This window comes from Rhodococcus phenolicus (genome assembly GCF_001646785.1).
Lineage (GTDB): Bacteria > Actinomycetota > Actinomycetes > Mycobacteriales > Mycobacteriaceae > Rhodococcus > Rhodococcus phenolicus.
Genome location: NZ_LRRH01000073.1, coordinates 1 through 23,744, shown reverse-complemented (window position 1 = coordinate 23,744; position 23,744 = coordinate 1). Strand labels below are relative to the sequence as shown.

Sequence of the window (23,744 nt, the reverse complement as noted above, 5' to 3'; positions counted from 1 at the left end):
GGTGGATCGGATATCGTGCCGTGGCTGTGACCCCAGACAGCTCGCCGGTTCCCGCCCGCGATCGGACGCGTCGCGGCTTCGTGCTGCGAGGCCTCGTGCTGCTCGTCGCCGCAGTTCTCGCGACGGGATGCACCGCCGACAGCGGCGCCGCCACCGAACCGCCGGCGACCACGGTTGCGTCCACCACGTCCGCACCGGTCCCCGGACCGGACGCGTTCGACCCGTCCGCCTATCCGCCGCTCCCACCGGTTCCCGCACCTGCGGGCGCCACCGTCGAGTGCCGGTACACCGAGGGAGGACCGGCGACGCCGCAGGCCCGGTTCTCCCGGGTGGCCACGGTCTCGACGGTCGGCACCGTCGAGCTGACCCTCGAGACGACCGTCGGCCCGATTCCGCTGGTCCTCGACCGGGCCAAGGCGCCGTGCACGGTCAACAGCTTCATCAACCTGGCACGCCAGGGCTTCTACAACCGCAGCACGTGCGATCAGCTGGTCGACGAACCGGGGACCCAGCTGTTCACCTGTGGTGACCCCACCGGGACGGGTACCGGTGGTCCCGGCTATCGGTTCCCGGACGAGTACCCGGTTACGGTGACCTCCCACGTGAACGGATTCCTCACGCCGGTGCTGCACCCCCGTGGAACGCTGGCGATGGCGTCGGACGGGCGGGCCGACAGCAACGGGAGCCGGTTCCTGCTCGTTTTCGGCGACAGCGTGATGCCGGCCCAGTACACGATCTTCGGCACGATCGGCGAATCCGCGCTGCCGCTCCTCGATGCCGCCGCGGAAGCCGGACACGAGGGAGGACCGGGCTCCTTCGGCCGCGGCCGTCCCCTCACCCCGATCATGATCAACAGGGTGATCTGAGGGTGAAACAGGCTCACTACCGCCACCCGGAGCTGTCCGGAACCGGTCACCGTCGGTTACGGTCCGGATCCGTGACAGCCGTTACAGCCACGACGCAGGGGGTCGTGCGCTGGTCCTGGGCCTGCACGCTCGGTGTCGTCGCGGTGGTCGTGGCCGGGTGTAGCACCGGTGCCGCGACCACCGCCGACACCCCGCCTCCCACAACGTTCACCACGCCGGCTCCGGCCACGGCCGTGCCCGCGGGCGCGCCGCTTCCCCCGGCGCCGGTGCCATCCGCGACGAGCGTGACGTGTTCGTACGTCCCCGGTGGCCCGGCGGCCCGTCCCGCGACGACTCCGGCCACGACGTCGGTGCCCACGAGCGGGACGACCGAGATCACGCTCGAGACCACCGTCGGCGCGGTGCCGCTCGTGCTCGATCGTGCACCCGCTCCGTGCGCGGTGAACAGCCTGGTCTCGCTGGCACGCCAGGGCTTCTACGACGACGTGGCCTGCCACCGTCTGTCCACCGACGAGGGCGCCCGCCTCTACCAGTGCGGCGACCCGTCGGGCACGGGGACCGGCGGTCCCGGCTACACGTTCGCCGACGAATGGCCGGTGACGGTGTCGCACGGCTCCGGCGGGTACGCGGCGACGCCCGCGCTCTACCCCCGCGGCACGATCGCGATGGCCAACACCGGCCGCGCGAACACCAACGGCAGCCAGTTCCTCCTGGTCATCGGGGATTCCGTGCTGTACCCGCAGTACACGGTGGTGGGCACCCTCGGCGAGGCGGGGCTGTCGGCCCTCGACGCGGCCGCGGCCGCCGGACACGACGGCAGCAGTCCGCTCGGCGGCGGCGTTCCCGCGACGCCGGTGGTGATCACCGGCGTCCGGTGAGCCGGACCTCCGTCCGAGGTCAGGCCGCCGAGGTCACCCGGTACACGTCGTAGACACCCTCGACGTTGCGGACCACGTTCAGGACGTGCCCCAGGTGCTTCGGGTCCCCCATCTCGAACGTGAACCGGCTGACCGCGACCCGGTCGCCGGAGGTGGTCACCGACGCCGACAGGATGTTCACCCGCTCGTCGGCGAGCGCCTTCGTGACGTCCGACAGCAACCGGTGCCGGTCGAGCGCCTCGATCTGGATCGCGACGAGGAACACCGACGACGGGGACGGCGCCCACCGCACCTCGATGATCCGCTCCGACTGTTCCTGCAACGATCCGGCGTTGGTGCAGTCGGTGCGGTGCACGCTCACCGAACCGGTGCGCGTCACGAACCCCATGATCTCGTCGCCCGGGACCGGGGTGCAGCACTTGGCGAGCTTCGAGACGGTGCCCGGAGCCCCGGGAACCTCGACACCCGAATCGCCGCTCTGCCGCGACCGCGTCGGGATCGTCGACGGCGTCGACCGTTCGGCGAGTTCCTCCTCGACACCACCGACACCACCGAGCATCGTCACGAGACGCTGCACCACGTGCTGCGCCGAGACATGGTGCTCCCCCACCGCCGTGTACAGCGTCGACACGTCGGCGTAGTGCAGTTCCTTGGACGCCGCGAGCATCAGATCGGCGTTCATCAACCGCTGCAGGGGCAACCCGACGCGCCGCACCTCCTTCGCGATGGCGTCCTTGCCCGCCTCCAGGGCCTCCTCACGGCGCTCCTTCGCGAACCACTGGCGGATCTTCGCCTTCGCGCGCGGCGACCCGACGAACGACTGCCAGTCGCGGCTCGGTCCCGCGTTCGGGTCCTTCGAGGTGAACACCTCGACGACCTCACCGTTCTCGAGCTTGCGTTCGAGCGCGACGAGCCGGCCGTTGACGCGGGCGCCGATGCACCGGTGCCCGACCTCGGTGTGCACCGCGTACGCGAAGTCCACCGGCGTCGACCCCGACGGCAACGTGATCACGTCGCCCTTCGGGGTGAACACGAAGATCTCCTTGACCGCCAGGTCGTACCGCAGCGACTCGAGGAACTCCCCCGGATCGGCGGCCTCACGCTGCCAGTCGAGCAGCTGGCGCATCCACGCCATGTCGTCGAGCTCGTTGGCGTCGCCCGAATGCCTGCCCTTGGTTTCCTTGTAGCGCCAGTGCGCGGCGATCCCGAACTCGGCGGTCCGGTGCATTTCGCGAGTGCGGATCTGCACCTCGAGCGGCTTGCCCTCGGGGCCGATGACCGTGGTGTGCAGCGACTGGTACACCCCGTAGCGCGGCTGGGCGATGTAGTCCTTGAATCGGCCGGCCATCGGCTGCCACAGCGAGTGCACGACACCGACCGCGGCATAGCAGTCGCGGATCTCGTTGCACAGGATGCGCACCCCGACCAGGTCGTGGATGTCGTCGAAGTCGCGGCCCTTGACGATCATCTTCTGGTAGATCGACCAGTAGTGCTTGGGCCTGCCTTCGACGGTCGCGTCGATCCGCGAGGCCGACAGCGTCGCGTTGATCTCGGCGCGCACCTTCGCCAGGTAGGTATCGCGGGACGGTGCCCGGGTCGCGACGAGGCGGACGATCTCCTCGTACTTCTTCGGATGCAGGATCGCGAACGACAGGTCCTCGAGTTCCCACTTGACCGTCGCCATCCCGAGCCGGTGCGCGAGCGGAGCGATCACCTCGAGGGTTTCACGGGCCTTGCGCGCCTGCTTCTCCGGCGGCAGGAACCGCATCGTGCGCATGTTGTGCAGCCGGTCGGCGACCTTGATGACCAGAACCCGGGGGTCCCGCGCCATCGCGATGATCATCTTGCGGATGGTCTCGGCCTCGGCGGCGTTGCCGAGCACGACCTTGTCGAGCTTGGTGACCCCGTCGACGAGATGCGCGACCTCCTCCCCGAACTCGGCGGTGAGCTGCTCGAGGCTGTAGCCGGTGTCCTCCACCGTGTCGTGCAACAGTGCCGCCACGAGGGTGGTCGTGTCCATCCCGAGTTCGGCGAGGATCGTCGCGACCGCCAGCGGATGCGTGATGTACGGGTCGCCCGACTTGCGTTTCTGCGTCGAGTGGCGTTCCTCGGCGACATCGTAGGCACGCTGCAGCTGGGACAGATCCGCCTTCGGATACAGCTCGCGGTGGATCGTGACCAGCGGCTCGAGCACCGGTTTGAGGGCGGTTCCGCGCTGGCCGGTGATGCGCCGGGCCAGCCGTGCCCGCACCCGGCGCGACGCGGACGTCGATGCCGGTGTCGGGGTGGGTCCGGAGTTCGACGACCGATCAAGATTCTGGGTCATACCCGCTCCTCCCACCGCAACCTGCCGGGACCGTCGTGCTCGGCCCGCCGGGGCCGATGAGCCCCGGTACCTGCGCCAACTGTAGTACTCAGATCCGCACGATCGACGTCAGCGGGTGCTTTCCCAGCCGTGCGCGTCCGGCCAGCGCCTCGATCTCGGTGACGACCGACACCCCGACGACGTCCGCGCCGGCCTCCTCGAGCAACTGCACGGTCGCGCAGAGGGTGCCGCCGGTGGCCAGCACGTCGTCGACGACGAATACCCGGCGGCCCTCGAGCTCAATCGAGTCGTCCGGGATCTCGATGGACGCGGAGCCGTACTCGAGCGAGTATTCGCAGGTGCGCACGGGCGGCGGCAGCTTGCCGGCCTTGCGCACGGCCAGCACGCCGACACCCAGTTCACGGGCGATCCCCCCGCCGAGGAGGAAGCCGCGCGCATCGACACCGGCGACGAGTTGAGCGCCGTCCGCGGCCGCGGCCAATGCGGCGATCACCGCACCGAAGGCCCGGCCGTCCGCGAACACCGGGGTCAGATCCGCGAATCGCACGCCGGGGGTCGGAAAGTCGTCGACCCAGCGTGTCCGTTCGGCCACCGCGTTCGCGGCGTGTTCGAGGAGAGCGGGTTCGACGATTCCGTGCGTGTTCACTTCGTCAGTATCCACCGGTCCATGTTCCAGCCCGCACCCGCGGTCGTCGGATTCGCGACCGCGACGTGCATGCCCGGCGCGAACGCGGCGGTGCGGGGCTGCGCGAACAGCGGCACCGTCGGCATCTCGTTCCACAGAATCGTCTCGGCCTCCCCGGCGAGACCGGCCACCGCGGCATTGTCCGACGTGACGAGCAGCGCGTCGAGAATCTCGTCGACCCGCCGGTTCGCGAAGTCCCCGACGTTGCTGCCGGTCCCGGAATGCAGCGCGTCGCGTGCGGCACTCTGGTCCGCACGTCCGCCGGCGCCGGCGACCGCGGCCGTGCCCGCGAGCACGGCGTCGACCTGTCCGGCCGTCAACTGCGACGGGGTGAACGTCTCGGACGCCGCGTCCACGACCTCGATGCCGGCGTCGCGGCAGGAGCCGGCGATCAGCTCGACCGTCCGGGCACGCCGCGCGTCCGGGCCGAGATAGCCGACCCGCACGGTGATCCGGTCCTGACCGCTTCCGGCGAGTTCGTTCTTCGCGGCCTCCGTGTCCGGCTGCGCGTACCGGGACGCGGTGCCGGCCACGCCCGGGTACAGCGGCGAATCCGCACCGAGGACCCGCGAATCGACCGGGCCTGCACCGATACCCGATTCGGGTACGTCCCCGGCCTTGCCGAACTGCTCGAACAGTTCGGTTCGTGGGATACACAGGGCGAATGCGCGCCGGGCGGCGGCGTTCTCGAACACGCCGCGTGTGGCGAGCGTCAGCTGTTCGACGTTGCGGGACGGGCCGGTCGTGACGGCGGCGCCGTCCCCGGCGCCGACCTCCTCGAGTGCGCCCTCGGCGCTGTCGACGACATGGATCCGGCCGTCCTCGGCCGCGGCCGACGCGGCGGTACCGCGAGGCCACACCACGATCGTGTCGGTGGCCGGCCGGTTGCCCCACCAACGTTCGTTCGCGACGAGGACGAGGCCGTCGTCGACCGTGTAGGACTCGATGCGGTAGGGGCCCGCCGACGGCACCAGCGCCGGGTCGAGGGCCCCCGGAGTGAGGTTCCAGCCGGTGTTCCAGAACTCCGCCATGCGGCGCACCGCGTCGATGTCACCGTTGGTGATCGCCGCGACCGGGTCGGCGACCCCGGACGCGCGGGCCACCACGTGCGACGGCAGCAGTTCGGTGGCCCCGAACAGCGACTGCCAATCCGTGTCGCCCCGGTCCGCGCGGAAGACGACGGTGGCGTCCTTCGAGCCGGGCTGGCACTCGACCCGGTCGATGTCGGCGTATCCGCCGCGCTGCGCGGAGTCGAACACGTTCACCACGGCGCCCGTCTCGTCCGGCGCGGTGAAACGGCCCGACGCCGCTGCCCACGCCAGCACGAGATCGTCGCAGCTCATCGGGACCCCGTCGGAGTACACCGAATCCGCGGCCAGACGGTACTGGACGGTGAGCCGATCGGCGGGCATGACGGTCGCGGTGCCGATGTCGGTGTCCGAGACGACCCGGCCGGCCGGCCCCACATAGCCGAATCCGGGCTGCACGCGCGCAAGCGCCTGCCGGACCCCGGAGGCCGCACCGTCGACGGTGTTGGCGTTGTAGGTGGTGACGGTGCCGTCGATCGCGTACCCGATCGAGTGCAGCGGTTCCTCGGAAGAGCCGCAGGCCACGGCTCCGGCCGCGATCGCGGTCACCGCCGTCGCCGTGACCGCGGCCCGGAACGACCGTCGGCTTCGTCCTGTGTGCTGGCTCCGCTCGGTTGCCGCCATGTCAGGGCCTTCTCTTGGCGCGCTTCCCCGTCGGACGCGCACCGGGTCTCGGGGAACGCTGGGCCTGCGCGGCCGGCTGGCGACGCGCCACCGGCGCTCCGGGACGATCGGCGACCGCCACCACCGGCTCGGCGTCGGCGGCACCGGCCGCGGCCCGGCCGGCGGCGGCCTCCCGCTTGGCGAGCACCTTGCGGGTGTGCGCGGCGATCGGACCGCGCCACTCCTTCAACGTCACCAGCAGCGGTGTCGCGAAGAAGATCGACGAGTAGGCACCGACGACGATGCCGACGAGCTGCACGAGCGCCAGGTCCTTGAGCGTCCCGACCCCCAGCAGCCACACCGCGATCACCATCAGCGCGATCACCGGCAGCACCGAGATGATCGTGGTGTTGATCGACCGCATCAGCGTCTGATTGACGGCCAGGTTCGCCTGCTCGGCATAGGTGCGCCGATGCAGATGCAGGATGCCGCGGGTGTTCTCCTCGACCTTGTCGAACACGACGACCGAGTCGTACAGCGAGAAACCGAGGATGGTGAGCAGACCGATGACGGTCGCCGGGGAGACCTCGAAGCCCACCAGCGAGTAGATGCCGGCGGTGACGATCATGTCGAAGAACAGCGCCGCGATCGCCGCGAGTGCCATGTCCCGTTCGTAGCGCACCGCGATGTAGATGCTCACGATCACGAGGAACACCACGAGCGCGATCAGCGCCTTCTGGGTGATCTGTCCGCCCCAGGTCTCGCTGACGTCGGCGACGCTGATCGCGTTGCGGGAGGGCACCCCGTCGCTGCCGGTGGGTTGGAACTCGTCGTACAACGCGGACTGGAGCGCGTTGACCTGGGTGAGGTCCAGGGCCTCGGAGCGGATCTGGATGGTCGCGCCCGCGCCGGATCCGACGGTCTGGACCGCGACCGGATCGGTGCCGAGGGTGTCGCTGTAGACGGTTTCGACCTGTTCGACGGTCACGCCCTCGACGGCCGGCATCTGGATGCGGGTGCCGCCCTCGAAGTCGATGCCCCAGGAGAAGCCGCGGATGAGCATGCTCAGCAGCGCGACGAGCACGATGCCGCCGGTGAGCAGGTAGTAGAACTTGCGGCGGCCGATGATGTCGAAACCGCCGGTGCCGGTGTACAGGCGCGACAGTCCGCTGTGGTGCGGTGCCGCCGTGGTCGTGTCGGTCATCGTCACGCCTCCTTCGCCGAGGACGCTGCGAGCTGACGCTCACGCGCCACCTGCTGGATGGCGCCGAGACCGTTGACACTCGGCTTGGACCAGAACTTCGAAGTGGAGGCCATGTGCACCAGCGGCGCGGTCACCAGGAACACGACGACGACGTCGAGGATGGTGGTCAGGCCGAGGGTGAACGCGAAGCCGCGAACCTGCCCGACAGCGAGGAAGTACAGCACCGCCGCGGCGATGAAGCTGACCGCGTTGCCGGACAGGATGGTGCGGCGGGCACGCGCCCAGCCGCGCGGAACCGCCGAGCGGAAGCTGCGGCCCTCCCTGATCTCGTCCTTGATGCGTTCGAAGAACACCACGAACGAGTCGGCGGTCATGCCGATACCGATGATCAGGCCGGCGATGCCCGCGAGATCGAGGGTGTAGCCGATGTAGCGGCCGAGCAGCACCATGATCGCGTACACGGCCAGGCCCGACAGCACCAGCGACAGCGCCGTGACGAGTCCGAGCATCCGGTAGTAGGCGAGACAGAACAGCAGGACCGCCACGAGACCGACGGCGCCGGCGATCAGACCGGCCTGCAGCGACGCGAAACCGAGGGTGGCGGAGACGGTCTCGGCTTCCGACGCGACGAACGAGAGCGGCAGCGAACCGTACTTGAGGGTGTTCGCCAGCTCGGTCGCCTGCGTGTTCGTGAAGTTGCCGGTGATCGAGGTGGCGCTGCCGGCGGGTGTCGCGCCCTGGATGACGGGAGCGCTGACGACCTTCGAGTCGAGGGTGAACGCCGCCTGCTGGCCGATGTTCGCGGCGGTGAACTGCGCCCAGGTGTTGCTGCCCTCGCTGTCGAAGGTCAGGCTGACCTCGTAGCGGGACTGCTGGCTGTTGAATCCGGCGGAGGCGTCGGTGATCTGCTGGCCGTCGATGATGCTGGGGCCGAGCAGGTAGACGGACGTTCCGTCGGTCGAGCACGCGACGAGGGGCAGTGCCGGATCGTCGTTGCCGGCGAGCGGATCGGCCACCGAGCAGTCGAGGGACATCGCGGCCTGCTGCTGGATCGCGGGATCCTCGCTCTGGCGCAGCGCCTTCGCGGCGGCGATGTCCGCGGCCGCCTGCTCCTGCGGGTCGAGGTCACCGGGGGCCGGCGCCTCCGGCGCGGGAGTTGCGGGCGCCTCCGGCGTGGTGGTCTCGGGTGCCGGGTTCTCCGGGGCGACGGGTGTGTCCGTCGGCTCCTGGGCGGGGAACGGCCGGCCCTGCGGCTCGGGGTTCTCCGGTGCCGGGTTCTCGGGCGCCTGATTCTCGGGCGCCGGTTCCACCGGGGCCGGTTCCGCCGGGGCCGGTTCCGCCGGGGTCTGGGTTTCCGGGGTCTGCGCCTCCGGGTTCTGGGCCGCGGTGTTGGCGCTGGCGATCGGGCCACCGATCACCGGCCGGATGTAGAGCCGCGCGGTCTGACCGAGCGTCTTGGCCTGGGCGCTGTCGTCGCCGGGCACAGTAATGACCAGGTTGTCGCCGTCGACGACCACCTCGGAGCCGGACACGCCGAGACCGTTGACCCGGGTCTCGATGATCTGCTGCGCCTGCCGGAGACTGTCCTGGCTGGGGCTGCTGCCGTCCGGTGTACGGGCCGTGAGCGTGACGCGGGTTCCACCCTGGAGGTCGATACCGAGTTTCGGCGTCGGCGACTTGTCACCGGTGAAGAAGACCAGGGCATACAGCGCCACCAGAATCGCCCCGAACAGGGCGAGGGAACGCGCTGGATGCACCGATCCGTTGGAAGGTGCCACGGTCAGTCAGTCTCCTCGTCACGAGTGAGTGGTTCGGTGGTGGCGGTCGCAACGACCGCCGCGGGGCGGCACCCGGAACCCTCCGGTGCCGCCGCCGCGGTGAAGCTCAGTGCTCGACGGGACGACCGGCCGGCGGATCGGTGTCGTCGTCCTTGCCGAACGAGACCGTACCGGTACCGGGGAAGTCGTCGGTGCCGGTGGTGTCCTCTTCGATCCGCTCACGCACCACCATGCGGGCCCACGTGGTCACAACGCCGGGCGCGATCTCGAGGTCGACGGTCGTGTCGGACAGCGCGGCGACCGTCGCGTGCAGGCCCGCCGTCGTCGTCACGCGATCGCCGACGTGCAGCGAATCCTGCAGCTCCGTGACCTTCTGCATCTCCTTCTTCTGGCGCCGGATCCCGAGGAAGGTCGGCACCAGCAGGGCAAGGATCAAGAGCGGGAAGAGCAGTTCCATCGTTGAAGTCAGTCCTCGGTGTTGGTAGGCAAGCGGTCGTCACCGTGCCGGGTGGTGTCACGGCGACCACGCGAACGGCCTCCACGGACCGACGCAATAGACCAGTGTGCCATCACTCGCCGTCCGGCCGGTGTGCCCGCCGCCGCGCTGCGCGGTCGGTCGCCCGTCGCGCTGCGCGCTCAGCGGCCCGTCGCGCTGCGCGCTCAGTCGCCGTCGGACGCGTCGAGCTGTGGTTCGCGCGCTCGTACCTCGATGCCGCCGGTGGCGGCCTCCGGCGGTGGCGTCAAACCGAGCTGTAGCCACGCGGCCTGCGTCGCGACCCGGCCTCGGGGGGTACGGGCGATCATGCCCGCGCGCACCAGGAACGGCTCGCACACCTCTTCGACGGTGGCCGGTTCCTCACCGACCGCGACCGCCAGGGTGGACACCCCGACCGGCCCTCCCCCGAAACTGCGCACCAGAGCTCCGAGCACGGCGCGGTCCAGCCGGTCCAGGCCGATCGGGTCCACGTCGTACACCGCCAGAGCCGCGTGCGCGATGTCGCGGGTGACGATCCCGTCGGCTCGCACGTCCGCGTAGTCCCGGACGCGGCGCAGCAACCGGTTCGCGATGCGGGGCGTGCCCCGGGACCGTCCGGCGATCTCCGCGCCGGCATCCTCGCGCAGGTCGATACCCAGGATCCGCGCCGAACGATGCAGAATCTGCTGTAGTTCGGCGGGTTCGTAGAAGTCCATGTGCGCGGTGAACCCGAACCGATCGCGCAGCGGGCCGGTCAGCGCACCGGAGCGAGTGGTCGCGCCGACGAGCGTGAACGGCGCGACCTCGAGCGGGATGGACGTGGCGCCCGGGCCCTTCCCGACGACGACGTCGACGCGGAAGTCCTCCATCGCGAGGTACAGCATCTCCTCGGCGGGCCGGGCGATGCGGTGGATCTCGTCGATGAACAGCACGTCGCCCTCGGTGAGGTTCGACAGCATCGCGGCAAGGTCGCCGGCGCGTTCGAGCGCCGGGCCGGATGTGAGCCGCAGCGACGTACCGAGCTCGGCGGCGATGATCATCGCCATCGACGTCTTACCGAGGCCCGGCGGCCCGGACAGCAGGATGTGGTCCGGGGTGCCGCCACGCAGTTTCGCCGCTCGCAGCACCAGCTGGAGCTGCTCACGCACCCGCGGCTGGCCGATGAAGTCGTCGAGGCTCTTCGGGCGCAGGCTCGTCTCGATGTCCCCGTCGGACGGCAGCTGCTGCGCGGTCACGGGCGACGGCTCGTCCCCGTCGCCGGATGTGCGAGCGCGGTCGAACTCCTGATATTCGTCAGTCACCGCGACCTGCCGAGCAACTTGAGCGCGGCACGCAGAGCCGTGGACACCTCCGCGTTCGGAGTCTCCGCGAGCACCGTGTCGGTGGCCGGTTCGGCCTGTTTCGCGGTGAATCCGAGCCCGACCAGCGCCTCGACGATCTGATCGCGGACCGGCGATCCGGTCGCGATCGGAGCGGCGTCACCACCCCCGAACGCCGCGACCTTGTCGCGCAGTTCGACGATCATGCGTTCGGCGCCGCGTTTGCCGATGCCGGGAACACGGGTCAGTGCGGTGGTGTTGCCGTCGGCGAGCGCGGCGCGCAACGCGTCCGGTTCCAGCACCGCGAGCGTTGCCATCGCGAGCCGCGGGCCGACCCCCGACACGGTCTGCAACAGCCCGAACAACTCCCGCGCCTCCCTGTTCGCGAACCCGTAGAGGGTCATCGAATCCTCGCGCACGATCATCGCGGTGACCAGCCGGGTTTCGTCGCCGCGGCGCAGCGTGCCGAGGGTCGCCGGTGTCGCGTTCACCCGGTAGCCGATTCCGCCGGCCTCGATCACGACATGGTCGAGGGCGATCTCCAGCACCTCGCCGCGCACCGACCCGATCACTGGGCACCCGCTTTCCGTGCGGCCGCCTGCTCCCGCAGCCGCTCTTCGTATCGTCGTTTCTGGGCAGCGGCCATGGCCTCGGCCGCGGCGAGGCGCGCGAGCATCGGTGCGCGCCAGCAGTGCGCGACCGCCAGGGCCAGAGCATCCGCCGCGTCCGCCGGTCTGGGCGCTGTCTCGAGTTCGAGAATGCGGGTGATCATTGCCGTCACCTGCTTCTTGTCGGCACTGCCGTTCCCCGTGACCGCGGCCTTGACCTCGCTCGGGGTGTGGAACATGACCGGGATCGACCGGCGGGCCGCGGCCAGTGCCACCACACCACCCGCCTGGGCCGTCCCCATCGCGGTGCGCACGTTGTGCTGCGCGAAGACACGTTCGACGGCGACGACATCCGGCCGGTAGCGGTCCATCCACTCCTCGGCGGATTCGGAGATCCGCAGCAGGCGCTGCGCGAGATCGAGGTCGGGGGGCGTCCGCACGACCCCGACGGCCACGGGAAGCACCTCCCTGCCGCGGCCGGTGTCGACCACGCCGAGCCCGCAACGGGTCAGGCCGGGATCGACACCCATGACACGCACCCGACCACCTCTCACCGCCACGAACACCTGTTCGAGAGCATAGCCGCCGGGGCTGCGTGCCGGCAGTCCGACACGCAGCCCCGGCGGCGGGAAGACGTCGATCAGGCGTCGAGCTCGGCGAGCACCTCGTCGGAGACGTCGACGTTGGTGTACACGTTCTGAACGTCGTCGCAATCCTCGAGCGCGTCGACCAGCTTGAAGACCTTGCGGGCGCCCTCGGCATCGACGGGTACCTCGACCGAGGCCCGGAAGTCCGGGTCGGCGGAGTCGTAGTCGATTCCGGCGTCGACCAGCGCGGTCCGCACCGGGATCAGGTCGGAGGCCTCGGAGACGATCTCGAAGCTGTCGCCCAGATCGTTGATCTCCTCCGCGCCGGCCTCGAGCACGACCTCGAGGAGATCGTCCTCGGAACGGTCGTTCTTCTCCAGAACGACCACACCCTTGCGGGTGAACAGGTACGACACCGAACCCGGGTCGGCCATGTTGCCGCCGTTGCGCGTCATCGCGGTCCGCACCTCACCGGCCGCGCGGTTGCGGTTGTCGGTCAGGCACTCGATGAGGATGGCGACACCGTTGGGCCCGTAGCCCTCGTAGGTGATGGTCTGCCAGTCGGCACCGCCGGCCTCTTCGCCACCGCCGCGCTTGCGGGCGCGTTCGATGTTGTCGTTGGGGACCGAGCTCTTCTTCGCCTTCTGGATCGCGTCGTACAGCGTCGGGTTGCCCGAGGGGTCACTACCACCCGTCCGGGCCGCCACCTCGATGTTCTTGATCAGCTTCGCGAACATCTTGCCGCGCTTGGCGTCGATGACCGCCTTCTTGTGCTTGGTGGTGGCCCATTTGGAGTGGCCGCTCATTCGCTTCGAGCCCCTTCCGGCGAGGTGAAGTCGGCATGCACCGACAGGTCGGAACGTGAATTCTACCGTTCCCGGTCGAGGGACGGGAACGAGTCCTCCCCGGCCCCGGTCGTCCCGGACCATCCGGCTTTACGGACGGTGTCCACGAACATCCGGTGCACCCGCAGGTCGCCGGTGACCTCGGGATGGAAGGACGTCGCCATCACCACCCCCTGACGCACCGCCACGACGCGGCCCGCCGCGGGCCCGTCGGGTACCGCGGCGAGCACTTCCACACCGGCACCGACCTTCTCGACCCAGGGCGCGCGGATGAACACCGCGCGCACCGGCCCGTCGTCGATACCGAGAACCTCGAGGTCGGCCTCGAAGGAGTCGACCTGCCGACCGAAAGCGTTGCGGCGCACTGTGATATCGAGTGCGTCGAGGTGTTCGGCGTCGGGCCGGGTGTCGAGGACCTCGGACGCGAGCAGGATCATGCCTGCGCACGAACCGAACGCGGGCAGGCCGTCGCGCAGCCGTGCCCGCAGCGGCTCGAGCAGATCGAACACCTGCAACAACCGGCTCATCGTCGTCGATTCACCGCCGGGGATCACCACACCGTCGACTGCGTCGAGTTCGCTCGCGCGGCGCAGCGCGACGGTGCGCGCGCCGGCCGCGTCGAGCGCGGCCCGATGCTCGCGGACGTCGCCCTGCAACGCCAGCACGCCGATGGTCGGTGTGGTGCCCATGGAAAATACCTGCCTGTTCGTTGTGCCGCCGGGTGGCCCCGGCGGGGTGCTCACGAATCGCGCAGGTAGCGGGTCAACCCTTCCTGCACGACCGCGGCGACCATGTTGCCGTTCCGGTCGAAGATCCGGCCCTGTGTCAGAGCCCGCCCGAAGCCCGCGGACGGGGACGTCTGGTCGTAGAGCAGCCAGTCGTCGGCGCGGAACGGGCGCATGAACCACATCGCGTGATCGAGCGAGGCTCCCTGGGTCTTCTCGTCGGCGTGGCCGACACTCGCGGACCCGAGCAACGTCATGTCGCTCATGTACGCGAGGGTGCACACGTGGAAGACCGGGTCGTCCGGCAGCGCCTCGCGCGAGCGGAACCAGACCTGCTGCTGCGCTGCCCACCGGCGCGAGGTGTCCATCCGGTCCGGGGGAACGAACCGGAACTCCCACTCGGCCCATTCGATCCGCGCCCAGCGCACCGCCTGATCGTCGAGCAGATCCGGGTCCGGCAGTTCCTCGGGCAGCGGGACCCGCGGCATCGTGTCCTGGTGCTCGATTCCCCGGTCCTCCACGTGGAAGGAGGCCGACATCGTGAAGATCGCCTTGCCGTCCTGCACCGCGGTCACCCGGCGGGTGCAGAACGAGCGGCCGTCGCGGATACGATCGACGAGGTAGACGATCTGCATCGTCGGATTGCCGGGCCTCAGGAAATAGCCGTGCAGCGAATGCACCGCGAACTCGGGATCCACGGTCCGCACCGCCGACACCAGAGCCTGGCCCGCAACCTGCCCGCCGAACGTCCGCGGCAGCAACGTCTCCGTCGCGATACCCCGGAAGATGTCCTTCTCGATCTGCTCGAGCGCCAGGATCTCTTCGATCTTCGCCATACCGGCCCCTTCCACTGTGCGAACCAGGCTATAACGCGCACCTCAGCGCACGGCGAAGGGAACCTTCACTCGGTCGACCTGGTCGAAGGTTCCCCTCACCCGGAGATCACCGGCGGCGGATCACCAGCCGCGCTCGGCCAGGCGGTGCGGCTGCGGGATCTCGTCGACGTTGATGCCCACCATCGCCTCGCCGAGGCCGCGGGAAACCTTCGCGAGCACGTCCGGATCGTCGAAGAAGGTGGTGGCCTTGACGATCGCCGCCGCGCGCTGCGCGGGGTTGCCGGACTTGAAGATGCCCGAACCGACGAACACGCCCTCCGCGCCGAGCTGCATCATCATCGCCGCGTCCGCGGGAGTCGCGATACCACCGGCGGTGAACAGCGTGACCGGCAGCTTCCCGGCCTTGGCGACCTCGACGACCAGATCGTACGGCGCCTGCAGTTCCTTCGCCGCGACGTACAGCTCGTCCTCCGGCAGTGACGTGAGCCGGCGGATCTCCTGCCGGATCTTCCGCATGTGGGTCGTGGCGTTCGAGACGTCACCGGTCCCCGCCTCGCCCTTGGAACGGATCATCGCGGCGCCCTCGTTGATACGACGCAGTGCCTCACCGAGATTCGTCGCGCCACACACGAACGGCACCGTGAAGGCGAACTTGTCGATGTGGTTCTCGTAGTCGGCCGGCGTCAGCACCTCCGACTCGTCGATGTAATCCACGCCGAGAGACTGCAGGATCTGCGCCTCGACGAAATGCCCGATACGGGCCTTGGCCATCACCGGGATCGACACGGCCGAGATGATGCCGTCGATCATGTCCGGGTCGCTCATCCGGGACACCCCGCCCTGGGCGCGGATGTCCGCGGGCACCCGCTCGAGCGCCATGACCGCGACAGCGCCCGCATCCTCGGCGATCTTCGCCTGCTCGGGAGTGACGACGTCCATGATCACGCCACCCTTGAGCATCTCGGCCATGCCGCGCTTGACGCGCGCCGTGCCGGTGGTGGGGGCGGATTCGGGGGTGCTCACAATGAACTCCTACACGTGCGGTATGCCGGTCTCAGGCCGTGGAAACACCGTGGTCCTCGACGGGTTCCGGGCCGGGAAAAGCCTATGACCGCACCCGGCCGGTCACCGATAGCCAGTCGCGGGGACCTGGCCTTGTGGCCCCGATCACCGAGCCGCGAAGCTCCGGTCACCAGCTCGCACGAAGCTCCGGTCACCGAATCGCACGAAGCTCCGGTCACCAAATCGCACGAAGCTCCGGTCACCGAATCGCACGAACCTCCGGTTCGGTACGCCTCACGGCGACATCCCGGGCCTCCCCCAGCAGATCCGGCAGATCCTGCGGATACACCGGTTCACCGCACTGCTGCAGCGCCCGGACCTCGTCGGCGGTGAACCAGCGATGCTCGAGACCCATCGCACGCTCGAGATCGGTGAAACCCGCATCGCCCGCCACGAACACCGGTGCCTGCAACGCGAAGAACAGCTCCTCCGAGCGGATCACCTCACCGTTGAACGGGAACACCGCGACACGACGCCACATCGGCCCGCTGAGCCGGTCCGGGTCTGCCACCAGACCCGTTTCCTCCTTCAGCTCCCGGATCGCCGCGGTACGCAACGACTCCCCCACCTCGACGGCACCGCCCACCGTGAACCAGAAGTGCACATCCGGCGTCATCGGGTCGTTGCCGCGCAGCAGCAGCACCCGGCCCTCGTCGTCGAACAGCACGACCCGAGCGGACGTGCGCGTCTCGTCGGGTACCTGGGAAGACCTCGCGGACGCCCCCGATCGCTCGGCGATCTCGAAGAACGTCGGCAGCGGCGCGGTGCCGCCCAGATGCAGCCACCGCACCGGGCGGCGGGTGCGCAGCGCCAGCGTGTCGCGCACCGCGTCGTTGTGGAACCGCCGGGCGATCATGACGCGGGCCTCGGCGTCCGCCAGCTCGGCGACCAGTTGCGGGCGCAGCCGTTCACTGTCGATCGTCGCGAGCGTCGACGACAGAGCGTTCTCGCTGGCCTCCCGGTGTTCCCGGTCCGCGCGTTCGGCCCGATCGGCGAGGGCGGCGAGGCGTTTGCCGTCCCCGGAGGGCACCGACGCGGCGATGCCGCGCACCACCACGGCGCGCCGGGCCAGCGCCGCATCGAGCGCCTGCCACGACAGATCCGAGCGCACGTGGAGCCGGTCGAGCCGGTTGGCGGTCGCATACGTCCACAGACCGAGGCCGAGGACGACCGCCGCGATCACGGCAAGGACGAGGATCGTCATCGCGCTGAGGGTCACGAGCGGACCTCCCGCACCCGTCCGGCGCCGACCGTGACCGTCTCGTACACCCGCAGGATCTGCTCGGCGACCACCGGCCAGTCGTAGGTTCCGACCACCGAGGACCCCTCCTCGACCAGTCCGGTGCGGTGGATGTCGTCGTCGAGAACCCCGAGGATGCCCTCGGCGAGGGCGGCGGAGTCGCCGACCGGCACCAGCACCCCGGCGCGGCCGTCGCGCAGCACGCGACGGAACGCGTCGAGTTCGCTGGCGACCACGGCGGTTCCGGCGGCCATCGCCTCGACCAGCACGATCCCGAAGCTCTCACCGCCGAGGTTCGGGGCGCAGTACACATCGGCACTGCGCATCGCCGATGCCTTCTCGGCGTCGCCGACCTGCCCGAGCAGCCGCAGGTGCCGGGCGTGACGTCCGGCTTCCTTGCGAAGTTTGTCCTCGTCGCCGCGACCGACCACGAGCACCTCGAGATCGGGATACTTCTCGACGAGCGTCGGCAGCGCGCCGAGAAGTACGGCCATGCCCTTGCGGGGTTCGTCGTAACGACCCAGGAACAGAACCGTGCGACCGGCGCGCGGATAGCCGGGCAGCAGCGGGGCGTGCGCGAAGAACGGTACATCCACCCCGTTGGGGATCTCCACCGCGTCACCGCCGAGGGACGTCACCTGCCAGCGGCGGGCCAGCTCCGACACCGCGATGCGGCCGCTGATCTTCTCCAGATACGGCTGCAGTACCCCCTGGAACGTGCTGAGCACGAGCGATTTGGTCGTCGAGGTGTGGAAGGTCGCGACGATCGGGCCCTCCGCGACCTTCATGGCCAGCATCGACAGGCTCGGCGCGTTCGGTTCGTGGATGTGCAGGACGTCGAAATCGTTGTCGTTGATCCAGCGCCGCACCCGGGCGTAGGACACCGGCCCGAAGCTCAGCCGCGCCACCGACCCGTTGTACGGGATCGCGACGGCCCGGCCCGCGGACACCACGAAGGGCGGCAGCACCGTGTCCTCGGAGGCCGGCGCGAGCACGCTCACCTTGTGGCCACGCTCGATCAGCACCTGGGCCAGGTCCACGACGTGTGCTTGCACCCCACCCGGCACGTCGAACGAATACGGGCAGACCATGCCGATCCTCAACTACGCCTCCATTCGGGCGCGACGCTCGGCCGACAGGTCGTCGAGCCACAGCGGCTGCAGCATGTGCCAGTCTGCTGGGTGTTCGGCGATGTCGGCGGCGAACCGGTCGGCGAGCGCCTGGGTGGCGGGCGCGAGCCCGCCGGTCGCGTCGACCTCCGGGTGCACCCGGAACCCCCAGCCGTCGTCGGTGAACCAGCAGTGCACCGGCAACAGCGCGGCGCCGGTTTCGACGGCGAGCTTCGCGGGACCCGCCGGCATCCGGGTGGGTTCGCCGAAGAACGTCACCGGCACACCCTTGCGGGCCAGATCGCGTTCCCCGAGCAGAGCCACGATCCGATTGTCACGCAGGCGGGTCGACAATTCGACGAAGGGCGGACTCTCGCCGCCCGAGAGCGGGAACACCTCGAACCCGAGCTGCTCGCGGTAGTCGACGAAACGCTCGTACAGCGACTCGGGGCGCAGCCGCTCGGCCACCGTCGAGAACTTCCCGTAGGTGCGGGCACACCACACCCCGGCCATGTCCCAGTTGCCGCTGTGCGGCAGCGCCAGGATCACACCGCGCCCGGCGGCCAGCGCCTGTTCGATGTGCTCGCGGCCCTCGATCGACGAGTCGATGGCCGCGGCGGTCGCGTCGAGGTCCATCGACGGCAACCGGAACGCCTCGCGCCAGTACCGAGCGTAGGAACGCATCGAGCGCCGGATCAGATCGTCCGGCACGTGTTCGGGGGCGACACCGACCACGCGAGAGAGGTTGCGCCGCAACTGGTGCGGTCCGCCGCCCCGCCGGGCCGCGATGTCGGCGCCGGCGTCGAACAGTGCCCGGGCGACCGGGTCCGGTAGCGCACGCACGAGCCGCCATCCGGCGCCGTATCCGAGGTCGGACAGGCGCTCGCCGGGCGTCATGCGGCCTCACCGTCGGTGCCGGTGGCCGGTGCCGGTGCCGGTGCCGGTGTCATCGGCAGCAGGTCCCGGGCTCCGGGTGAGCGGCGCACGGCGAGGACCCGCTGGAAGACGGTGATCACGGACCCCGCCGCGAGCAGCCACATCGCCACGTGGATCGCCCAGTCGATTCCCAGGCCGGTGAACCCGGCGCCGACGAGCACGATGACGAGCCGGTCGGGCCGCTCGATCAGGCCGCCGTCGGCGGACAGGCCGCTGGCCTCCGCCCGGGCCTTCGCGTACGAGATGACCTGCGACGACACGAGGCAGATCAGCGTGGCCACCAGCAGCGGCCGGCTCTGCTCGTCGTAGACCGCCCACCACGCCAGGCCCGCGAAGATCGCGCCGTCGGCGACCCGGTCGCAGGTGGCGTCGAGGACGGCACCGAACCGGGTTCCGCCTCCGCGGGCGCGGGCCATGGCGCCGTCGAGCATGTCGAACATCACGAACAGCCAGATGACCATCGTGCCCCAGAACAGCTGTCCCATCGGGAACAGTGTCAGGGCGGCGGCGATGGTCGCGACCGTGCCGATCAGCGTCACCGCATCGGGGGTCAGGCCGGTGCGGATCAGTGCCCTGCCGAGCGGCGCGGTGACCTTCGACACCGATGCCCGCCCGAAGAAGCTCAGCATCTCGCGACCCCCGTTTCCCGCTCTGTTCGTCCCGTTCGGGACCCGATCCTGCCACGCCCCGCGGCCGTCCGTTCGCTGGTCACATCGAACCCGCGAGGGCCGCGTTCCCGGGTGGAGGGTGTCACTCGTCCCATGCGGAGGCCAACAGTGCCCGCGTGTCGCGCAGCAACTGCACCATCACCTTCGAACCCCCGAGGACCGTGATGAAGTTGGCGTCGCCGCCCCACCGCGGAACCACGTGCAGGTGCAGATGCTCGGAAAGCGAACCGCCCGCCGCCGCACCGAGATTGAGGCCGACGTTGAAGCCGTGCGGACGCGACACCCGCTTGATGACCTTCAGCGCGCGCTGCGCGAACGCCATCAGCTCGGTGCTCTCCTCGAAGGTCAGGTCCTCGAGGTTCGCCACCCGCCGGTACGGCACCACCATCAGGTGTCCCGGGTTGTACGGGTACAGGTTGAGCACCGCGTACACGAACTCGCCGCGCGCGACGACGAGCCCCTCCTCGTCCGTCATCTTCGGGATGTCGGTGAACGGCTCGTACGGTCCGTCCTCCGCCCGCGGCGACTCGGTGATGTACGACATGCGGTGCGGCGACCACAGCCGCTGCAGATGGTCGGACTCGCCGACGCCCCGGTCGACGAGCGCGTCGGTCTCGGCGGGACCGCCGACCCGGTCGCCGGTCACGACCCGAGCTCCGCGCCGTCGGGCGCGACGAGCGCGGCGGTCGGCGATGCGTTCTCGCGGCGCCGGACCCAGTCCGTGACGATGCGCACGGCGTCGGCCACCGGCACACCGTTGACCTGTGTGCCGTCCCGGAACCGGAAGCTCACCGCACCGGCCTCGACGTCGCGTTCGCCGGCGAGCAGCATGAACGGCACCTTCTGGGTGGTGTGGTTACGGATCTTCTTCTGCATGCGGTCGTCGCTGAGGTCGACCTCGGCGCGGATGCCCTCGGCCTTCAGCTGCCGCGTGACGTCCAGCAGATGGTCGGCGAAGTTCTCGGCGACCGGGATACCGACGACCTGCACCGGGGACAGCCACGCCGGGAACGCGCCCGCGTAGTGCTCGGTGAGCACACCGAAGAAGCGTTCGATCGAGCCGAACAGTGCGCGGTGGATCATGACCGGCCGGTGCTTGGCGCCGTCGGTGCCGGTGTACTCGAGTTCGAACCGCTCGGGCAGGTTGAAGTCGAGCTGGATCGTCGACATCTGCCAGTTGCGGCCGAGCGCGTCGTTGACCTGCACGGAGATCTTGGGTCCGTAGAACGCGGCGCCGCCCGGGTCCGGCACCAGGTTCAGGCCGGACGCCTCGGCGACCTCGCGCAGCGTCTCGGTGGCCGTCTCCCACAGTTCGTCGCTGCCGACGAACTTCTTCGGGTTCTTCGTCGACAGCTCCAGGTAGTAGTCGTCGAGGCCGTAGTCCTTGAGCAGGTCCAGGATGAAGTTCAGGACCGTGGTCAGCTCGTCGCGCATCTGCTCCGGGGTGCAGAAGATGTGCGCGTCGTCCTGCGTCATGCCACGAACGCGGGTCAGACCGTGCACGACACCGGACTTCTCGTACCGGTAGACGGAGCCGAACTCGAACATCCGCAGCGGCAACTCCCGGTACGACCGGCCGCGAGAACGGAAGATCAGATCGTGCATCGGGCAGTTCATGGGCTTGAGGTAGTAGTCCTGACCCGGCTTGCGGATCGTGCCGTCCTCGTTGAGCTCCTCGTCGATGTGCATCGCGGGGAACATGCCGTCGCGGTACCAGTCGAGGTGACCGGAGACCTCGTACAGATGGCCTTTGGTGATGTGCGGGGTGTTGACGAAGTCGTAGCCGGCCTTCACGTGCCGCTCGCGGGAGTAGTTCTCCATCTCCTGGCGGATGATTCCGCCCTTGGGATGGAACACCGGCAGGCCCGAGCCCAGTTCGTCGGGGAAGGAGAACAGGTCGAGTTCGGCACCGAGCTTGCGGTGGTCGCGGCGTTCGGCCTCGGCGAGCAGCTCGAGGTGCCGGTCCTGCGCTTCGACGGACTCCCAGGCGGTGCCGTAGACACGCTGGAGGCCCGCGTTGTCCTGGTCGCCGCGCCAGTAGGCGGCGGAGCTGCGGGTCAGCTTGAACGCGGGGATGAACTTCGTGGTCGGCAGGTGCGGGCCGCGGCACAGGTCCTTCCAGACGACCTCGCCCGTCCGCGGGTTGAGGTTGTCGTAGATGGTCAGCTCGGCGCCACCGACCTCCATGATCTCGGGATCGTCGATCCCCGATTTGTCGTCGATCAGCTCGAGTTTGAACGGCTCGTTCTTCAGCTCGTCGCGCGCGTCCTCGAGGTTCTCGACGACGCGGCGGGAGAAGCGCTGCGCGTCCTTGACGATCTTCTTCATCCGCTTCTCGAGCTTCGTGAGATCCTCCGGGGTGAAGGGGCGCTCGACCTGGAAGTCGTAGTAGAAGCCGTCCTTGATCGGCGGGCCGATGCCGAGCTTGGCCTCCGGAAATTCCTGCTGCACGGCCTGCGCGAGGACGTGCGCGGCGGAATGCCGGATGACGCTGCGGCCGTCTTCGGTGTCCGCGGCGACCGCCTCGACCTCGACGTCGGCGTCGGGCGTCCACGACAGGTCGCGCAGTGCGCCGTCCTCGTCCCGGACGACGACGATCGTGTCGGGTCCCTTGACTGGCAGTCCTGCCTCGCGCACGGCGGCACCGGCAGTGGTTCCCGCGGGCACCCGGACGAGCGTGGCTGTTTTCGCGGATGCGGGCGTGGTCACTGTGGTGAACTCCTCCGGCTCGATGCCTGACGATGGACGGTGACCGATCGCGCGAATGCGCGCGTCGGCAACCTCCCCATGCTATCGGCACGGCCGGATCCCCCCGCTAGCGGCACGGTGCAGCACCTCCGTCGCCGACGCGCGCGCCGACGCGACCGCGAGGGCCGCTGTCAGAGCTCGTTGAGTCCGGTCAGGACCCGCCGAAGCAGTTCCGCGCCGGGGCCGACCCGATCGACGGTCCGGTGGACGGTGAGCTCGCCCGAGGCCGCCAGGTCGCCCACGAGCACGCGCGCAACCCCGAGCGGGATTCCGGCGAGGGCGGCGACTTCCATGATCGAGCGCGGTTGCGAGCACAGCCCCAGCACGACGCGGTGTTCGTCGAGCCCCGGGATCGATCCGGTCTTCTCGGACGACGCCACCAGCGCCGAGGTCGACACCAGCGCCTCGAGTGGAAGATCCACTTCGGCCCTGGTGCGCCCCTGACTGCGCACGAACGGGCGCACGAACGACGGCGCTTCCTGATCCATTGTCCTGTCCCCCACGAAATTCTCGGACACCCCCGGCGGTGTCACCCCCACCGATTGCACAGAATGCCCTCCGATGGGCTCGTCCGCCACAGGATCATGGCCCATGTACGGCGCCTGGGCGTCGATTTCCGGGGTGGACGCCGCGGCGTGTTTCGGAACGTAGGTCCGGCGCCGGCGCCCTGCAGTGCCGAATCGGGCCCCCGTCGCCCCCACGGCCGGCCATTGATTGTCGGCGACACTCATCTCAGCCCCATCCTCCTCGCGGTGAGGACGATCCTGCCATCAGTCGCCCCATCGAGGGCGGTTGCGCAGGTCACAGCCGTCACAGGAGCATCCGGATCCTCATCGGACACTTCCGGATCTGCAGACGCAACGAGCACAGGCGGGCGAGGGGCGAATACGAAAAAGAGCACCCCACCGGGGTGCTCTGGCGTTCGTGCAGTTGTTGTGGTCCCGGCTGGGATCGAACCAGCGACCTCCCCGGTGTGAACGGGACGCTCTTCCACTGAGCCACGGGACCGTGCCGCTTCGCAGCGGCTCGAACGAGAAGGAACACTAACACGACAACCGGATGAACACGAATCGCCAGGTCAGAGTGTAATTCCGGACGAACGGTGGGATTCGGGCGAGATCTCGCATGCCGATCCGCAGCCCGGGACTCACCCCCGCC

Annotated in this window: 22 protein-coding genes and 1 tRNA gene; 2 read left to right on the top strand and 21 right to left on the bottom strand. The window is 69.5% G+C overall.

The features are described 5' to 3' along the window. Positions 1-20: 20 nt before the first annotated feature. Together A8G15_RS19915 and A8G15_RS19910 are read left to right on the top strand one after the other, a co-directional pair. A complete protein-coding gene (locus tag A8G15_RS19915; protein ID WP_245687913.1) occupies positions 21-866 on the top strand; it encodes a peptidylprolyl isomerase in 846 nt (281 codons plus the stop codon). A gap of 71 nt (positions 867-937) precedes the next feature. Further along, positions 938-1,744 (top strand): peptidylprolyl isomerase, encoded by an 807-nt coding sequence (locus A8G15_RS19910; protein ID WP_245687912.1) that lies wholly within the window; start codon positions 938-940, stop codon positions 1,742-1,744. Positions 1,745-1,763: 19 nt separating this feature from the next. Here A8G15_RS19910 and A8G15_RS19905 read toward each other — a convergent pair whose 3' ends face one another. From A8G15_RS19905 to A8G15_RS19805, 21 genes are all read right to left on the bottom strand, one after another. Next, positions 1,764-4,070 (bottom strand): RelA/SpoT family protein, encoded by a 2,307-nt coding sequence (locus A8G15_RS19905; RefSeq protein ID WP_068163503.1) that lies wholly within the window; start codon positions 4,068-4,070, stop codon positions 1,764-1,766. 88 nt (positions 4,071-4,158) lie between these two features. Beyond that, positions 4,159-4,716, bottom strand: a complete 558-nt coding sequence (locus A8G15_RS19900) for an adenine phosphoribosyltransferase (protein ID WP_068163502.1) — start codon at positions 4,714-4,716, stop codon at positions 4,159-4,161. After that, positions 4,713-6,467: an ABC transporter substrate-binding protein gene (locus A8G15_RS19895; RefSeq protein WP_068163501.1), complete on the bottom strand. Its 1,755-nt coding sequence runs from the start codon at positions 6,465-6,467 to the stop codon at positions 4,713-4,715. The genes A8G15_RS19900 and A8G15_RS19895 overlap by 4 nt, the downstream gene beginning before the upstream one ends. Position 6,468: 1 nt before the next feature. After that, positions 6,469-7,650: a protein translocase subunit SecF gene (secF, locus tag A8G15_RS19890; protein WP_169833919.1), complete on the bottom strand. Its 1,182-nt coding sequence runs from the start codon at positions 7,648-7,650 to the stop codon at positions 6,469-6,471. A gap of 2 nt (positions 7,651-7,652) precedes the next feature. Continuing rightward, positions 7,653-9,428, bottom strand: coding sequence for a protein translocase subunit SecD (gene secD / locus A8G15_RS19885; RefSeq protein ID WP_068163499.1), 1,776 nt, complete (start codon positions 9,426-9,428; stop codon positions 7,653-7,655). Between the two features lie 106 nt (positions 9,429-9,534). After that, on the bottom strand, positions 9,535-9,885 hold the full coding sequence (gene yajC, locus A8G15_RS19880) for a preprotein translocase subunit YajC (RefSeq protein WP_068163498.1): 351 nt from the start codon (positions 9,883-9,885) through the stop codon (positions 9,535-9,537). Positions 9,886-10,088: 203 nt separating this feature from the next. After that, entirely contained in the window at positions 10,089-11,204 is a 1,116-nt protein-coding gene (ruvB, locus tag A8G15_RS19875) for a Holliday junction branch migration DNA helicase RuvB (RefSeq protein WP_068163497.1), read from the bottom strand. After that, positions 11,201-11,794 (bottom strand): Holliday junction branch migration protein RuvA, encoded by a 594-nt coding sequence (gene ruvA / locus A8G15_RS19870; protein WP_068163495.1) that lies wholly within the window; start codon positions 11,792-11,794, stop codon positions 11,201-11,203. The genes ruvB and ruvA overlap by 4 nt, the downstream gene beginning before the upstream one ends. Continuing rightward, positions 11,791-12,369 (bottom strand): crossover junction endodeoxyribonuclease RuvC, encoded by a 579-nt coding sequence (ruvC, locus tag A8G15_RS19865; RefSeq protein ID WP_068163494.1) that lies wholly within the window; start codon positions 12,367-12,369, stop codon positions 11,791-11,793. The genes ruvA and ruvC overlap by 4 nt, the downstream gene beginning before the upstream one ends. A gap of 101 nt (positions 12,370-12,470) precedes the next feature. Continuing rightward, positions 12,471-13,223, bottom strand: coding sequence for a YebC/PmpR family DNA-binding transcriptional regulator (locus A8G15_RS19860; RefSeq protein WP_068163492.1), 753 nt, complete (start codon positions 13,221-13,223; stop codon positions 12,471-12,473). Between the two features lie 62 nt (positions 13,224-13,285). Then, positions 13,286-13,951: a pyridoxal 5'-phosphate synthase glutaminase subunit PdxT gene (gene pdxT / locus A8G15_RS19855; RefSeq protein WP_068163490.1), complete on the bottom strand. Its 666-nt coding sequence runs from the start codon at positions 13,949-13,951 to the stop codon at positions 13,286-13,288. Positions 13,952-14,001: 50 nt separating this feature from the next. Beyond that, complete coding sequence (gene tesB, locus A8G15_RS19850) at positions 14,002-14,823, bottom strand: acyl-CoA thioesterase II (protein WP_068163488.1); 822 nt, start codon at positions 14,821-14,823, stop codon at positions 14,002-14,004. A gap of 120 nt (positions 14,824-14,943) precedes the next feature. Next, positions 14,944-15,846, bottom strand: coding sequence for a pyridoxal 5'-phosphate synthase lyase subunit PdxS (gene pdxS, locus A8G15_RS19845; RefSeq protein WP_068163487.1), 903 nt, complete (start codon positions 15,844-15,846; stop codon positions 14,944-14,946). A gap of 238 nt (positions 15,847-16,084) precedes the next feature. Further along, on the bottom strand, positions 16,085-17,104 hold the full coding sequence (locus A8G15_RS19840; protein WP_068163486.1) for an NUDIX hydrolase: 1,020 nt from the start codon (positions 17,102-17,104) through the stop codon (positions 16,085-16,087). Continuing rightward, on the bottom strand, positions 17,101-18,228 hold the full coding sequence (locus tag A8G15_RS19835) for a glycosyltransferase family 4 protein (RefSeq protein WP_068163482.1): 1,128 nt from the start codon (positions 18,226-18,228) through the stop codon (positions 17,101-17,103). The genes A8G15_RS19840 and A8G15_RS19835 overlap by 4 nt, the downstream gene beginning before the upstream one ends. Further along, on the bottom strand, positions 18,229-19,131 hold the full coding sequence (locus tag A8G15_RS19830) for a phosphatidylinositol mannoside acyltransferase (protein WP_068163480.1): 903 nt from the start codon (positions 19,129-19,131) through the stop codon (positions 18,229-18,231). It lies immediately after the preceding gene. Next, complete coding sequence (gene pgsA, locus A8G15_RS19825) at positions 19,128-19,799, bottom strand: phosphatidylinositol phosphate synthase (RefSeq protein ID WP_068163478.1); 672 nt, start codon at positions 19,797-19,799, stop codon at positions 19,128-19,130. Before pgsA ends, A8G15_RS19830 begins: the two co-directional genes overlap by 4 nt. Before the next feature lie 121 nt (positions 19,800-19,920). Continuing rightward, positions 19,921-20,484: an ATP adenylyltransferase gene (locus tag A8G15_RS19820; RefSeq protein WP_068163475.1), complete on the bottom strand. Its 564-nt coding sequence runs from the start codon at positions 20,482-20,484 to the stop codon at positions 19,921-19,923. Beyond that, positions 20,481-22,547, bottom strand: coding sequence for a threonine--tRNA ligase (gene thrS, locus A8G15_RS19815; protein WP_068163473.1), 2,067 nt, complete (start codon positions 22,545-22,547; stop codon positions 20,481-20,483). Before thrS ends, A8G15_RS19820 begins: the two co-directional genes overlap by 4 nt. Before the next feature lie 170 nt (positions 22,548-22,717). Then, positions 22,718-23,317 (bottom strand): DUF742 domain-containing protein, encoded by a 600-nt coding sequence (locus A8G15_RS32545; protein ID WP_068163470.1) that lies wholly within the window; start codon positions 23,315-23,317, stop codon positions 22,718-22,720. Between the two features lie 205 nt (positions 23,318-23,522). Beyond that, positions 23,523-23,594 (bottom strand) — tRNA-Val (locus tag A8G15_RS19805). Positions 23,595-23,744: the final 150 nt, after the last annotated feature.

Coding starts and splice junctions, on each gene's coding strand:
- A8G15_RS19895 (WP_068163501.1), bottom strand. CDS start 6,467: ATGGCGGCAACCGAGCGGAGCCAGCACACAGGACGAAGCCGACGGTCG.
- pdxT (WP_068163490.1), bottom strand. CDS start 13,951: ATGGGCACCACACCGACCATCGGCGTGCTGGCGTTGCAGGGCGACGTC.
- A8G15_RS19830 (WP_068163480.1), bottom strand. CDS start 19,131: ATGACGCCCGGCGAGCGCCTGTCCGACCTCGGATACGGCGCCGGATGG.
- pgsA (WP_068163478.1), bottom strand. CDS start 19,799: ATGCTGAGCTTCTTCGGGCGGGCATCGGTGTCGAAGGTCACCGCGCCG.
- A8G15_RS32545 (WP_068163470.1), bottom strand. CDS start 23,317: ATGAGTGTCGCCGACAATCAATGGCCGGCCGTGGGGGCGACGGGGGCC.
- yajC (WP_068163498.1), bottom strand. CDS start 9,885: ATGGAACTGCTCTTCCCGCTCTTGATCCTTGCCCTGCTGGTGCCGACC.
- tesB (WP_068163488.1), bottom strand. CDS start 14,823: ATGGCGAAGATCGAAGAGATCCTGGCGCTCGAGCAGATCGAGAAGGAC.
- A8G15_RS19905 (WP_068163503.1), bottom strand. CDS start 4,070: ATGACCCAGAATCTTGATCGGTCGTCGAACTCCGGACCCACCCCGACA.
- secF (WP_169833919.1), bottom strand. CDS start 7,650: ATGACCGACACGACCACGGCGGCACCGCACCACAGCGGACTGTCGCGC.
- A8G15_RS19860 (WP_068163492.1), bottom strand. CDS start 13,223: ATGAGCGGCCACTCCAAATGGGCCACCACCAAGCACAAGAAGGCGGTC.